This window comes from Methanobrevibacter wolinii SH (assembly GCF_000621965.1).
In the GTDB taxonomy this organism is placed as follows: Archaea; Methanobacteriota; Methanobacteria; order Methanobacteriales; family Methanobacteriaceae; genus Methanarmilla; species Methanarmilla wolinii.
On record NZ_KK211375.1, the window covers coordinates 163,153 to 178,293 of the forward strand.

Here is a 15,141-nt window from a genome sequence, read left to right on the forward strand (position 1 = left end):
TTTTAAGTAAGTTTATTTATAAAAATTTTGAGGATTTCAACAAAGTTAGAATAATGGTTCTTTTAAAAAAAGATATTTTATTTTAAATTTTAATTTTTTTCTAAATTTAATAATTTAAAAATTTAAAATAATTTAAAGAAGTTTATCCATTATACATAGATTCTAATCTTTCAACAGTATCAATATCTTTAACTCCTTTATCTTCTCTTATTCTTTTAACAACTGGGAATCTAAGAGAGTATCCTGCTTCATATTCTGGACTTTTTACAATTTCACTATATGCAACTTCAAAAATTATTTTTGGTTCTACTTTAATTTTAGTACCTTTTTCTACAATTTTATATTCTTCCATTTTTTTAGTAAGTTTTTCAAGTTGATCATCACTAAGTCCTGTACCTACCATAGCTACTGTTTTAAGATTTTCATCTTTATCTTGTAATGCAACAAGATATGATCCTATAAAATCTCCTCTTTTTCCAATTCCTTTTGTTCCACCAACTACAACAACGTCTAAGTTTTCTGGTTCTGCTTTAAATTTAAGCATTTTTTTACCACGAACCCCTGGAATATATGGTTCATTAGCATTTTTAATCATTATACCTTCATGACCTTCTGCAATTGATTTATTAAATAAATTTTTTGCATCTTGTGTATTTTCAGGTGTACATAATACAAGTTCACTAAGATGTACCATATCTGATGTTGTAACTATTGATTCAAGTGTTTTTCTTCTTTCTATTATTGGATCATCAATACGTGGTCTTTTATAATATAATAAATCATATAAATAAACTTCTAATGGTATATTTTCCATTGCTTCTTCAATATTGTATTTACGCCTTACTCTATGTAAAATGTTTTGGAATGATAAAGGTTTACCATTACGGGTTGCTATTACTTCTCCTTCTGCAATAAAATCTTCATCAGGGAAGGCTTCACGTATTGCATCAACAATTTCTGGAATTGCATTTGTAACATTTTCAAGACGTCTTGTAAATAAAGTAATTTTATCTCCATGTTTATGAAGTTGACATCTTATTCCATCATATTTTGTTTCAATTAGAGCAAGACCCATTTCATTAATACTTTCATCAATTCCTTTTGATAATTGGGCAAGCATTAATTTTACAGGAGTTCCAGGTACTAAATTTAATTTTGCAAGTGCATCAGAACCTTCTTCTTTAGCTACTTTAGCAACAAGTCCAATATTATTTGTTAACATATATGCTCTATCAACAATCTTATTATCAATTGAAAAAGCATCTGCAATTGCATCTCTTAATATACCTTCACCAACACCTATACGTAGTTGCTCTACAATGGTTCTACAAATATATTTTGATTCTACTCCACTTGCTGAAGATAATAATTCAAGAATAATTGATATTTTACGAGAAGTTGATTTACTACCTGTAATTTTTGTTAATTTTCTAAGATTTTTAAAGACAAATTCAATTGTAAGAGGTTTTGAGAAAAAAGTCATTTGTTTTTTCTCTCCAAAAAGTTTTTCACTAGCTGCACCAATATCTCCTTGTTCTCTTACTTCGTCTTCAACTTTATTAACACTAACTCCAACTACATCTGCTACAGCTTTCATTATAAGTTTATCGCCTACTCCCTGTTCCTCTTCACTCCATGATGGGAAAACTCTTCCAAGACACATTAAACTAACTTCTGGAAGGATTTCACTATCTACTGTTTTTAAAAATTCTGAAAGGATATTTGTTTTTTCCAATCTTTTTGTTGTAGCAGCTAATTTTTCATAAACATCAACTAATTCTTGATATTTCATGTTATCGTCCTAAAAATCATCTTTAGCTATTTTAACAGCACAAAATTCTCCACACATAGCACACATTTCTTCATCATCAATTTTACATTTATTTTTATATAATCTTGGTTTAGATTTATCTATTGCTAAGTCAAATTGTTTATCCCAATCAAATTTACGTCTTGCTTCTGCCATTGCTTTTTCTCGTTCAAGTGCACGATCAATACCTAATGCAACATCTGCTGCTTCAGCAGCTATTTTAGATGCTACAACTCCTTCTTTAACATCATCAAGTGAAGGTAATGAAAGGTGTTCTGCAGGAGTTACATAACATAAAAAATCTGCTCCACTAGAAGCAGCTATTGCTCCACCAATTGCTGAGGTTATATGATCATAACCTGGTGCAATATCTGTTGTAATTGGACCAAGAACATAGAAAGGTGCTCCATGACATAATGTTTTTTCTAGTTCCATATTTGCTTGTATCTGATTTAAAGGTACATGTCCAGGACCTTCTACCATTGTTTGTACTCCTTTAGCTTGTGCTCTTTTAACAAGTCCTCCAAGATTTACTAATTCCTGTATTTGTGGAATATCACTTGCATCAAATAAGCAACCAGGTCGTAGACCATCACCTAAACTTAAGGTAATATCATATTCAAGTGCAAGTTCAAGAAGATAATCATAATTTTCATATAAAGGATTTTCTTTATCATTATGTAGAATCCATGATGCAAGGAAGGTTCCTCCACGTGATACTATTCCCATTTTTCTTTTTTGTGCTTGAATTTTAGGGACAAGTTCTTTTGTAATTCCACAATGAAGGGTCATAAAGTCTACTCCTTCTTTTGCTTGGCTTTCAATAACTTTAAAAATTAAATCTTCATCCATATCTATAATTTCTTTATTTGCATTTAAAGTATGAGCTCCTGCTTCATAAATAGGGACTGTTCCTAAAGGTACATCTATAGCATTAAGTATTGCTTTTCTAAATTCATTTAATTTAGGTCCCGTACTTAAATCCATTACTGCGTCAGCACCGTATTCTACTGCAAGTTTTGCTTTTTTAACTTCAAGGTCTTTATCTTCTATTTTACTTGAAGATCCAATGTTTGCATTAACTTTTGTTGAAAGACCAGATCCAATTCCACGTACATCTGTATCTCTATTAACATTTTTAGGTATTACAATTGTACCATTTGCAATTTTTCTTCTTATTGTTTCAACATCAATTCTTTCATATTTGGAAACAGCTTTCATTTCTGGAGTAATGTTACCTTTTTTAGCTTCAGTCATTTGAGTCAATTTAACCCCTCATTTTCATTGTTAATAAGTTTAATAATAAATTTAAAATTAGTATTTTATTTTTTAATTTATAAATTAAATATAATTCTAAATATTATATTATTTGATTTAATAATTTATATTTATTTTAGAATATTTTCTATTTAAGTTTTTTATTTTAATAAATTTTAAAAGCTTTTTATTAAAAATTATCTTTATTATTAATTTTATTAAAAAAAGTATTACATATATCTAAAAAAATAAGAATTAAATTATTTTAAAAATAATTTAATTCCTATTATTTTTGTAGTAAAATTTTATATTTCGATATTTAAGAGAATTTTAAGAGATATACTAAGTGTATTCTCTTTTGTTTTGTTTTATTTTAATTATCATAGCAGAAGAAAAATGATAATTTTTTATTTTAATTTTATTACGTGTTTATAATTTTATGATTTATGTGTTTTATTTGAGTCTTCTAATTATGTGTTTTAAAATTTTTAAGAGAGATTTTTTAATTTTATGGTTTTCCATATTGCTTTTTTTATTTAAATAATTTATATTTACTTATGGTAGATTAAATGTTTATAGTAGGTTAATTTATAAACATTTATTGATTTTTTTAATTTATTTAAATTTAATTAAGTGTTTATAAGTGGATTGGTCTTATAAACACTTGGGATGTTTAGAACTTTTTTAAGTTCTATGGCTTTTTATTTATAATAGAGGTTATTTTTTATCTATAAATATTGAACCATTTCATCAGTATCTTCTTTGTTTGGTTTAACTTTGTCCATAGCTTTATTAAATGCTTTCATATGGATTTCTTTAGCATCCATATTTTCTCTTAAAGTTAACATTGCAGCTTCACGGCAAACAGCTTCAATATCTGCTCCAACATAACCTTCAGTATGTTTTGCTAATTTTCCTAAGTCAACATCATCTGCAAGAGGCATTTTATCTGCATGAACTTTGAAGATTGCAAGTCTGCTTTCTTCATTAGGTGTATCAACTTTAATATGTCTATCAAATCTTCCAGGTCTCATTAATCCAGGATCAATAATATCTGGTCTGTTAGTTGCAGCAATAATTGCTACATCATGAAGATCTTCCATTCCATCGATTTCTGTAAGTAATTGATTAACAACTCTTTGGGTAACACCAGAACCTCCAGCATCACTTCCACGAGTATTAGCAATAGAATCAATTTCATCAAAGAAGATAACTGTTGGTGCAGTTTGTCTTGCTTTTCTGAATACTTCTCTTACACCTTTTTCTGATTCTCCTACCCATTTAGATAAGAGTTCTGGACCTTTAATTGCAATGAAGTTAGCATCACTTTCGTTTGCTACTGCTTTTGCAAGTAATGTTTTACCAGTTCCTGGTGGACCATATAATAATACTCCTTTAGGTGGTTCAACATGGAACTCTTTGAATTTTTCAGGATATTTTAATGGCCATTCAACAGCTTCTTTTAATTCTTGTTTTGCATCTTCTAATCCACCAATGTCATCCCATTTTACATCTGGAATTTGTACAAGAACTTCTCTTAGTGCAGATGGTTGGATTTCTTTTAATGCTTCTTTAAAATCATTTCTAGTTACAACAATTTTTTTAAGAGTTTCTTCAGGGATTTTTTCATCTTCAGATTTAATATCTGGGATAATTCTTCTTACAACTCTCATTGCTGCTTCTTTACATAATGATTCAAGATCCGCACCTACAAATCCATGAGTATTTTCAGCGATTTTATCAAGATCAACATCCTCTGCTAAAGGCATGTTTCTTGTGTGGATTTCAAGTACTTCTTTCCTTTCATCTTTGTCAGGAACACCTATTTCAATTTCCCTATCAAATCTTCCAGGTCTTCTAAGTGCTGGATCTAATGAATCTGGTCTGTTAGTTGCTCCGATGACCACTACTTGTCCTCTGGAGTTAAGACCATCCATTAAAGTTAGAAGTTGTGCAACAGTTCTTCTTTCTACTTCACCTTGTGTTTCTTCTCTTTTAGGTGCAATAGCATCTAATTCATCAATAAATATGATAGATGGAGCATTTGCCTCAGCTTCTTCAAAGAATTCCCTTAGGTTTTCTTCAGATCCACCTACATATTTACTCATGATTTCTGGTCCATTAATTGCAATAAAGTGTGCATCACTTTCGCTTGCTACTGCTTTTGCAAGTAATGTTTTACCAGTTCCTGGTGGACCATGCATTAAAATTCCTTTTGGTGGTGCAATACCTAATCTATCAAAGAGTTCTGGTCTTTTAAGAGGAATTTCAATCATTTCTCTTACTTTTCTAACTTCATCTTTAAGACCACCAATATCATCATAACTTACATCTACAAGGTTTGAAACACCTTCAAGTTTTGATACATCTACTGGATGATCTTCAAGACTTATTTGTGTATTTGGACCTACTTTAACTACTCCTGTTGGATGGGTTGAAACTACTGCAAATTTCAATTCACCCATTGGAGTTATATCCATGAAATTATTAAACATGTCATCAAATGGGCTACGGCTTCCATTGAACATTGATGGTTTAATTCCAGAGCCTACAATATCTCCTTTAACCATGATTTTATTCATGAATAATCCACGAATGTCACCTTGGATTTTAACATTATTCTCAGTTGGTGCAAGAACAACTTTTTTAGCTTCTTTTACATCAGCTTTTTTAATTTCAATTTCTTCACCAATTGATGCACCAGAATTTTTCCTAATAGTACCATCAATTCTTATAATTCCAAGACCAATATCTGATTGTGATGCTACTACTGTAGCAGCAGTTAATTTTGATCCTTTAATAGCAATGATATCTCCTTCTTTAAGACCTAATTCACTCATTGCATTTGGGTCAATTCTTGCAATACCTTGACCAATATCACGTTGTGATAAAGCTTCTGCAACTTTTAATGTTGGATTTTTATTATTATTTTCAGTCATAATAATCATCTCCTTATTAATGTTGAAGCTCAATAAATAATAAGTATAAGTTATTAATATTTATATTAAATTAACTTAAAGTACTTAAAATTTTATTTAAGTTTCTTTTTAATTTTTAATGTTAATTTTAATGTAAATTAATAATTCTAAATTTTTAAATTTATTTATACGAAATAATCAATTCAGTTTTCTTGAATTAATTATTTCTATTTGTTTTCTTTAAAGTTACTTTTAGTAACTATAATATAGTTTGCATATACTTATATATAAAGTTTTCGGTTTTTTGGATTTTTTTAATTTGTTTATTTTTTATATTTTTTTCTTTAATTTTATAAAAATTCTTATTTTATCTAAAAAACTTTATTTAATTCTTAAATTCATTAAATTATATAAATTTATTAGAATTTTTCTATTTAAAATCTTTTTAGTTTTTTAAAGTATATTTAGTTAATATTTAGGCATACTTAAAATATTTTATTAATCTTATTATATATTAAAAAGTAGTATTTTAATTTAAGATTTTTAATATTAAATATTTATTTTATTAAATAGTAGTATTATTTTAAAAGTAGTAATAATTTTTTTATTATTACTCATGTTTTTAAAATTAGTATATGTGTTTTTTATTATTTTTTGTGTTTTTAAAATTAGTAAGTGTTTTTTTTAAGTGTTTTAAAAGTTTAAGTGGAGTTTTATATTAATTATCTAATTACTCCACCAAATCCTATAATAAGTTTTTTAACATCTTCTATAGATTTTTTATTTAATCCACTTATTTCATAGGTATAACTTATTTCATTATCATTGATTTGAGGACCTGTATATTCATCAGTTATTTTAACATTAGTAATATCATCCATTTTTTCAATGACTTTAGCAATTATATATTTATTAGAGTTATTTTTAAAAACACAACTAATTGATTCTGTATAAAGTTTATAATTGTCTTTTTTCCAGTTTAATAATTCTTCATTTGTAAGAATTTTAACATTGGAAATTTTTAATTTTTCTTCTTTATTATTTTTATTTTTAATAGTTACGAAATTATCTTTAATTGATTTAACTATACCTACATGTATATTTTGTGAATAAATATGTTTTAAACCAATTTCTGAACCGATAGATCCATATAAATAATTTGATTCTTCACTTAAAGTATTAATTAATTTATCACTTCTACCTAATGCTGCTTTAATATCTCCCATATTTTTAGTAGATTTAATTGTAATTTCCTTAAATTTTTCTTGATCTTTTAAACTTAACACTTTTTTAAGTTCAAGTACTGCTTCATAAAATTTTTGACGTATATTTTCACCATTAATATTCTCTTCTTGTATTGAGTATGTTAAAAATGGGTTTTGTGAGACTATACGTGCAATAGTATCAATCATAATATTATAGATTGGGCTTTCATATTCTTCGGTTTCTTTAATATCTACTTTTAATTTTTCCATTGCATAAGCTGTTGAGATATATGAGAAATGTGTTAAAACTTGTACAATACCCATCATATTATCATGATGTTTACAATTTGTTTCAATAATCCTCATATTTTTACTTTTAAAATAATTATATATTTTAGGATACCATTTACCTTTTTTAAGTGGTGTTAAAACTATAACTTGTCCTTCAAATCCTGGTGTACGTGGCCCAAATACTGGATGAGTAGGGATTGATTCAACACCTTCTGGAATATATTTATTCATTGTATAAGTTGCTTGTGTTTTTACAGAAGTTACATCCATTAATAGGGAACCTTTTTTCATATGTGGAGCAAGTTCTTTTATTATATTAATTGTAACATGTATTGGTACTGAAATAATTAGAATATCTACATTTTCTGCAACTTCAAGATTATTACTTGTATATTTTACATTGAGTTTATGACTTACTTTTTTTCCAACTTTTTCATCTCTTCCAGTAATAGTTACATCGAAGTTGTCATGTTTTAAGTAGCAAGCAAGTGTCTTTCCAAGACCTTTTGTTCCACCGATAATTCCAATTTTCATGGTATCAAATCATTTTATTTATTTATAATATTTTTAATTTTTTTCTAAATCTAAATATTTTATTTTCTTATGTAAAAATTATTTCATTTAAATTTTTATTTTTATATAATTTATTAATTTTAAATTAGATTATATAATTACATATTAAAATTATAAACTTAATATATTATATAAATTATATATTTTATTAAAAACTTATTTTTTAGGTATTTTAAAATTTTATATTATTTGAAATTTATTAATTTTTTTATTAAAATAAATAGGTGTAATAATGAAAATAACTTATCAAAATCAAAAAGAAGAAATTATAGAAGTTATTCCAGAAACATTAGATGATCTTTGGCATTTATCTCATATTGTTAAAAATGGAGATTTTATTACATCTAAAACTACAAGACGTATTCAAGATACTTCTGGTGATAAACTTAGAAGTGATAGAGGAGTTAAAAAAACATTTACTCTTGAAGTTCAAATAGAATCTATAAGTTTTCACATGTTTACAGGTAAATTACGTCTTACTGGTTCTATAACTCAAGGTCCAGAAGATTTAATTCCTCTTGGTTCTCATCATACTATTGAAGTTAAATTTAATACTCCACTTAAAATCAAAAAAGAAAAATGGTCAAAATGGGATATTCAAAGACTTCAACAAGCTGTAAAAGCTTCTAAAAAATTATCTGCAATTATAGTTCTTATTGAAGAAAATATTGTAACATTTGGTTTAATACGTCAATTTGGTATTGAATATTATGGTCCAGTTATTGGGAATATTTCTGGTAAACGAGTTATTGATAAAAATAGAAATAAAGAAATAATTGATTTTTATCAAAATATTGTTAAAATTATATACAAATACAAAGATATTCAGAGTATTGTTATTGCAGGTCCTGGATTTGCTAAGAATGATTTTCTTAAGTTTCTTCAAGATAATTATAATGATCTTGCTAAAAAATCTATTATTGAATCAACAGGTTCAGGTGGACGTGTAGGTATACAAGAAGTTCTCAAAAAAGGGACAGTTGAGAAATTAACTACTGAAAATAGAGTAGCTTTTGAAATGAAAGATATTAATAATTTACTTAAATTATTATCTAAAAATTCTGGACTTGTTGTTTATGGTCTTAGTCAAACTAAAAATGCAATTAATATGGGTGCAGTTAAAAAATTATTAATTCTTGATATATATATGAAGGATGATAATATTGAAAAGTTAATGGACCTTACAGAAAATATGGGTGGAGAAGTCACTATTATTAGTAATGAACATGAAGGAGGTAAACAGCTTGAAGCTTTAGGTGGAATGGCTGCTATTTTAAGATATCCTATTTCTTAATTTTTAATATATTATTCTATATCTTAAAAATTTAATTTTCTAAATTTAACTTAAAAGTCTAAAATTATAATAATATTATAATTATTTTAAAATTTTTATTCATTAAATACTAATCTTAATATTTTATTTTAAAATATTTTAAAAAATATTATATATATTAAAAATTAAAAATAGATTATTGAGAAGTTTTATAAAAATTTAAAAGACTATTTCTAATTAATTTTATAATCATATATTCTATTAATTTTTTATAAAAAAGGATTAAGATTATTATGTATATGGGAATTATAAATGCATTAATTACAGTATTTATTTTAACATTTATTGGCACTGGTTTAATAGATATTGTTTTTAGAAGGTTAGGTGAAAAGGGATATATAAAAAATCTTTACCCTAATGTTAGGGGAGGTACTCCTAGGGCAGTAGGTATTATTTTATTTCTTGTTTTGATTTTTTATCTACCTTCTGGATATAATAATCTCGTTCTTATTATGGGAATATTTGCATTAATTGATGATTTACTTGGAAGAAAAACTATTGGGAATTCCTCTATGGAATGGGGTCAACTTTCCCGTGGAATTGGTATGATTTGTGTAATGATTGCAGGTTTCTATTTAGGTTTAGGAGTTTCTTCAATATTCATTGCATTATTAATTCAACCCGTTAATATATCTGATATGCAACCAGGATCTACATGTATTGTTACAATTATTATAAGTGCTTTAGTTGCAGTTTGTATGGTATTACTTAATAGACCAATGGTTGAAGAAATTCCAGCATTTTACACACCTCTTTTAATTTTAGTAGCAACAATTGCTTATTCTCCACTTGATTTCTCAGGTAAAATCATGTTAGGTGAAGTTGGAAATCATACATTAGCTATTGCTTTAGGTATTTCATTTTATATGCTTGGAGGACTTCCAGCAGTAATATTGTTCTTTATTATAACAACATTCTTAATTGCATTTGTAAGAAGAAATACATTAAATGAGTTCTTTATAAGAAAAATGGAATTATATAATCCTGTATTTATGGATTATGTTATGGATGTTTTAACTGGTGGTGGACTTGGAGATTATATTCGAAAATTAATTTGGAAAGATAAACAACCAGAAACACATAATAATTTAGCTATTTCATTAGGTGCTAGAAGATTATTATTTAATCCAGAGGCACATAGGATGAACCGTTTAGATTATTAATTCTTTTTTCATTTTTTATTTTAGTTTTTATCTATTGTCTAAAGTATTTTATTGTTAACTTTATTTTAAATATAGAAATTTACTAGTTTTTAATTTTGAAATAATATTTATGATTTTTAATAAATTTTATTATTATTTAAATATTTTAACTATTCTTTTTATAAATTAATTTTTAGCTATTTTTAAATATTTTTATTAATTAATATTTAATAAGAATTATTTTAATATATTAAGAAAAATAAATTATAATTTAATTAAAATTTAAGTATTGGTAGATTATATGAAAGCATTAGTTGTTATTACTGGAAGAGGTTTAGGTGGAGATGCAGTAATTGGTATGAATATTATTAAAGCTTTAGAGTCTAAAGGTTTAGATTGTGAACTTGCACTTGACTCTAGTGCTCCAGGTATTTTATTTGAAAGAAATGGATATTCATGGCATAAGATTTCTATTCCTCAAGCAGGTGGTCATGCAGCAAATAAAGTTACAACTATAAAAGCAGGATTTAAAACAATTAAAGCTGCATTTGAAAGTAGACGTCTTATTAAAAAAATAAAAGCAGATGTTGTTGTTGGGGTTATTGGTGGAGGTGCTGTAGTTGGCTGTATTGGAGCTAAACTTGCTAAAACCCCTGCAGTTGGTATTTTAAGTACTCCACTTGATACTAAAGTATGTACTAAACTTAATACTTGTATTGTATTTCCAGAAGCACATATGTTTAGAGAAAAAGAAATTCCAGAAAATGTTTATAAATCTTATTTTCCAGTTGCTCCAAATATATTAAAAGGAAACAAAGAAATTGCTTTAGAAAAGATTAAATTACATTCTGAAAAAGAAAAAGAAAAAAATCCTAATGCAATAAGTTTTGATGAGAATAAAAAAACAATTTTATTTTCTTCTGGCTCTACAATATTTGAAAAAATGGCTCGTGGTGTAGCAGATTACTCAAAAATTACTGATAAATATAATATTGTTCTTGTTGGTCTTCCATTAAAAGAAGAATATTACGATTGGTTTGATGATGAATATATGATTTATCTTGGTTATATTGATTGGATAAAAGATTTATATGAACTTGCTGATCTTGCAGTTTTAACTGATGATGGTATGATGCTTCAAGAAGCAATGGTATGTAATCTTCCTTCAATTGCACTTTTAAGAGTTAAATATGGTAGATATCATAATATGGCTTCTGTATTTAAGGGTGCTGTTTTTGAAGCAGATAATGATAATTTAAGTGACGTTATTGAAGAAGTAATGTCTAATCTTGATGAAGTTAAATTAAGAACTGAAGATTATAGTGAAAAAATTGTTAATTCTGCTGAAAATATTGCAAATATTATTTTAAAAGAATGTAAAAAAGATTAATAAATAAAATATAATTAAAATTATATTCTATTTTTTTCTTTAAAACTATTTTTATAAAAATTTAAACTTAGTTAATACTTGAAAATCAATTTTAAGAAAGATTATTCTAAAAATTTTAAGTATTTTAAATAAAACTACTTTTTTTATTGTTTAAATAATTGATTAATATTGATTTTTATTTAATACATATATTTCATTATTTTGGATACAGCATCAGTATTTGGGTGAACTTCAATAAATTCATCAAATTCTTCCATATCTACTCCAATATTCATTAATAATGTCATATATGCTATGTCACTTAATGATGATGGGGATATAGAATATACGTCTTCAATTTCTTTTGTGTTTTCATTGAAATTTATCTCTGTAAATCCTGTGTGTCCATTTAAAATATTCCAAAATGTTTCTGGTCCAGCAAGCCCTGGAATACTTATTGATTTTGTATTTTCTGAATTTTTATTATTGTTTATAAAACTAACGGGCATATCTAATGTTATTGATTGTGGAATATTATTGTATTTCACTATTTGTGATAATCCCGCCATGTTTCTTGCAGCAGTTATACCTTCCATTCTTGCAATAGGTGTTAAGTTATATCCTCCAGTAACATCACCTGCAGCATAAATATTATCAATATTTGTTTTCATCATATTATCTGTTGCAATAGAGTTATCTGGATTTAATTTAACTATATCTTTTACAATTTCAGAATTTGGAACTCTGCCTGTACATATAAATGTAATTCCTTCAAATTCTCCTTTTGTAGTAATAATTTTATCTTTTTTAATTTCTAAAACATCACTATGTTCATAGATATTAACTTTATTTAATAAATTTTTAAGAATATATCTTTTAGTTTTTGGATTTAATTCTTTTAATAACTTACTTCTTACAAATATATTGACTTCACTACCAAAACTTGAGAATATATTAGCTATTTCTACGGATATGATTCCTCCACCAATTATGTTTAATTTTTTAGGAATTTCTTTTAAGTTAAGTATATCACTGCTAAGATATCCGTTTTCAACACCTTCTATTTTAGGTATTAAAGGCCTTCCTCCAGTAGCAACCATGAGATTTTTGAAGTTAAAACTTTCTCCATTAACCGTTACAGTATCTCCTTCTACTTTAGCTTCACCAAAAATAACATTATTTCCAACAGATTCATTTTCTTTTTGTTCTATTTTTCTTAATTTTTCTTGGGTTTCTTTAATTTTTTCTGTAAGTTTTTTATAATCAAGTTCAATATTTCCTTTTATGAATCCATGGTTTTCATATTTTTGTTTATTATTTAAAAAACGACTTATATCATTTAATGCACATATTACCATACAACCTTCATTTAAACATGTTCCAGCAATATGTTTTTTCTCAATAAGAATTACATCTTCTCCTAGTTTTCCAAGTTCAATAGATCCTACTCTTCCTGCAGGTCCTGAACCTATTACAATATTTTCCATAATTACACCTTAGTTTTTTTAATTTTTTTATTTTTAATATATGATTTTTGTTTTATATTACTTTTTTATATTTTCACAAATTTAATTAAAAATTTTTATATACTTTGTTATATTATATTAATATTGAATAAATATTAAATTTAAAATTTTTTGAAAATAACTTTAGAGGAGTGTATATTATGTGTATAGCAGCACCAGCAAAAGTTGTTGAATTAGATAAAGAAAATAAATTATTATCTGCTGATTTTGGTGGGGTTAGACAAACTGCAAAATCTAATCTCTTACCTGATGTAGAACTTGGGGATTATGTTCTTATTCATGCAGGTTATGCTATTGAAAAATTAACTGAACAAGCAGCTAAAGAATCTTTAGAAGCTTGGGATGAACTTTTAGAAGTTTTAGATGAAGAAGATAAAGAATGGGCTGCAGCTCATCCTGATCAAGCTTAATTTATATACTTCTTTATTTTTTTATTTATTTTTCTTGTTTTTTATTTTAAATAAATCTTATTAAATGAATAATATCTATTTTTTATTTTAAAACTAAAATTTATAATAATATATCCTTTTTTTTAATTTTGTTTAAATTTTTTAATTTAAGTTAATATCTTTTAAATTTTAAAAATTAATATTTTGAAATTTAATTTTTAAAGAAAATAGTTTTTAAATTGCTTTGTTGAAATCTTTCTAATTTTTTTAGAGTGATTTTTTTTTAAATTTAATTTTTAAGTATTAATACCCTTAAATTATTATAGAAAAATAGTATTCAACAGAATTAAAAAATAATAAAATTTTATATTTTAATAATTTTTAATTATTAATTATTTTAAAAATAGTTTTTTATCTAATATTTATTAAATTATTAGTATTTGGTTTTATTTATAATTTAGAAATAGTTTTTTATCTAATATTTATTAAATTATTAGTATTGGTTTTATTTATAATTTAAAAATAGTTTTTTTTATTTATAAGTTTTTAAATTCTTTTTTGAATTTTTATCAATTAATTTTAAAATTTAAAAAAAATGAATTTTAATTAGATTAGTATATTGAAACTCTTTTTACTTTATCTAATTTTAAAAATTCATTAATTAAATCTCCAGGTACTGATTCTTCAGTAATGATTGTAAGTACTGGATCTGTTTCTAAGTATGTGTCTTCTGCATATGCTTGAATAATGTTTATATTTTTATCTGAAATTAATTTACTTGTTGCAGCAAGGATTCCATTACTTTCTTCTCCTACTTCAATCTCAATTACTCCAAGACCTAAATTTTTTGCAATATTTTTAAGTAATGTTCCTGCAGGAATAATGTTTTTAAATATGGTGTTTAGTTCATCATCTTCTAATATTATATCTACTGTTGATTTAATAGCTCTTCTATCTACATTAGAAACATTAGCAAGTGCAGCTTCATTAATTTTTAAGTCTCCACAATAAATTTTACCATCATCAGATACTCTAAGACCTAATTCTATCATTTTTTGGACTACTCTGATTCTTGCTGGATATTTTTGAAATTTTTTATTTACTTTTTCCCACATTTTAACAACACTCCAATTTTTTGTTCATTATTGTATAATTATATTGTAAAGTATATAAAGTTTTATTTTTTATAGAAAATTTCTATTTAAAATAAGATTTAATTTTTAATTATATTCTTTAATTAGTAATAAAATAAGTTTATTTTTCTATTTTTAAATTTTTTTTTGAGTTTATTAAATTTAGAATCTAATAATAGTATATTTTATTTTTAA

At 25.3% G+C, this 15,141-nt stretch carries 10 protein-coding genes; 4 read left to right on the forward strand and 6 right to left on the reverse strand.

Annotation, left to right across the window (positions count from 1 at the left end; all coding sequences use genetic code 11):
* Window positions 1-142: 142 nt before the first annotated feature.
* The 4 genes from T523_RS04465 to T523_RS04480 form a co-directional block, all read right to left on the reverse strand.
* Complete coding sequence (locus T523_RS04465) at window positions 143-1,792, reverse strand: ATP-dependent DNA ligase (protein ID WP_042707720.1); 1,650 nt, start codon at window positions 1,790-1,792, stop codon at window positions 143-145.
* A 9-nt stretch (window positions 1,793-1,801) separates the two neighbouring features.
* Window positions 1,802-3,076 (reverse strand): phosphomethylpyrimidine synthase, encoded by a 1,275-nt coding sequence (gene thiC, locus T523_RS04470; protein ID WP_042707721.1) that lies wholly within the window; start codon window positions 3,074-3,076, stop codon window positions 1,802-1,804.
* A gap of 719 nt (window positions 3,077-3,795) precedes the next feature.
* Window positions 3,796-6,006 (reverse strand): CDC48 family AAA ATPase, encoded by a 2,211-nt coding sequence (locus T523_RS04475; RefSeq protein WP_042707722.1) that lies wholly within the window; start codon window positions 6,004-6,006, stop codon window positions 3,796-3,798.
* Between the two features lie 701 nt (window positions 6,007-6,707).
* The gene (locus T523_RS04480; RefSeq protein WP_042707723.1) at window positions 6,708-8,015 is read right to left on the reverse strand and encodes a prephenate dehydrogenase; all 1,308 of its coding nucleotides are present in this window, start codon (window positions 8,013-8,015) and stop codon (window positions 6,708-6,710) included.
* Between the two features lie 271 nt (window positions 8,016-8,286).
* On the opposite strand from T523_RS04480, the gene T523_RS04485 reads away from it, so the two are divergent.
* From T523_RS04485 to T523_RS04495, 3 genes are all read left to right on the forward strand, one after another.
* Window positions 8,287-9,348, forward strand: a complete 1,062-nt coding sequence (locus T523_RS04485; RefSeq protein ID WP_042707724.1) for an mRNA surveillance protein pelota — start codon at window positions 8,287-8,289, stop codon at window positions 9,346-9,348.
* Window positions 9,349-9,626: 278 nt separating this feature from the next.
* Window positions 9,627-10,550 (forward strand): cell wall biosynthesis protein, encoded by a 924-nt coding sequence (locus T523_RS04490; RefSeq protein WP_232229037.1) that lies wholly within the window; start codon window positions 9,627-9,629, stop codon window positions 10,548-10,550.
* 280 nt (window positions 10,551-10,830) lie between these two features.
* Window positions 10,831-11,919: a glycosyltransferase gene (locus T523_RS04495; RefSeq protein ID WP_042707726.1), complete on the forward strand. Its 1,089-nt coding sequence runs from the start codon at window positions 10,831-10,833 to the stop codon at window positions 11,917-11,919.
* A gap of 179 nt (window positions 11,920-12,098) precedes the next feature.
* On the opposite strand, the gene T523_RS04500 is transcribed toward T523_RS04495, so the two are convergent.
* Complete coding sequence (locus T523_RS04500) at window positions 12,099-13,385, reverse strand: FAD-dependent oxidoreductase (RefSeq protein WP_042707727.1); 1,287 nt, start codon at window positions 13,383-13,385, stop codon at window positions 12,099-12,101.
* 179 nt (window positions 13,386-13,564) lie between these two features.
* Between T523_RS04500 and T523_RS04505 the strand changes: the two genes are divergently transcribed.
* Window positions 13,565-13,834 carry a HypC/HybG/HupF family hydrogenase formation chaperone gene (locus tag T523_RS04505; RefSeq protein ID WP_042707728.1) on the forward strand — a complete coding sequence of 90 codons (270 nt, stop codon included), beginning with the start codon at window positions 13,565-13,567 and terminating at the stop codon, window positions 13,832-13,834.
* A 590-nt stretch (window positions 13,835-14,424) separates the two neighbouring features.
* On the opposite strand, the gene T523_RS04510 is transcribed toward T523_RS04505, so the two are convergent.
* Window positions 14,425-14,928 (reverse strand): amino acid-binding protein, encoded by a 504-nt coding sequence (locus T523_RS04510; protein WP_042707729.1) that lies wholly within the window; start codon window positions 14,926-14,928, stop codon window positions 14,425-14,427.
* Window positions 14,929-15,141: the final 213 nt, after the last annotated feature.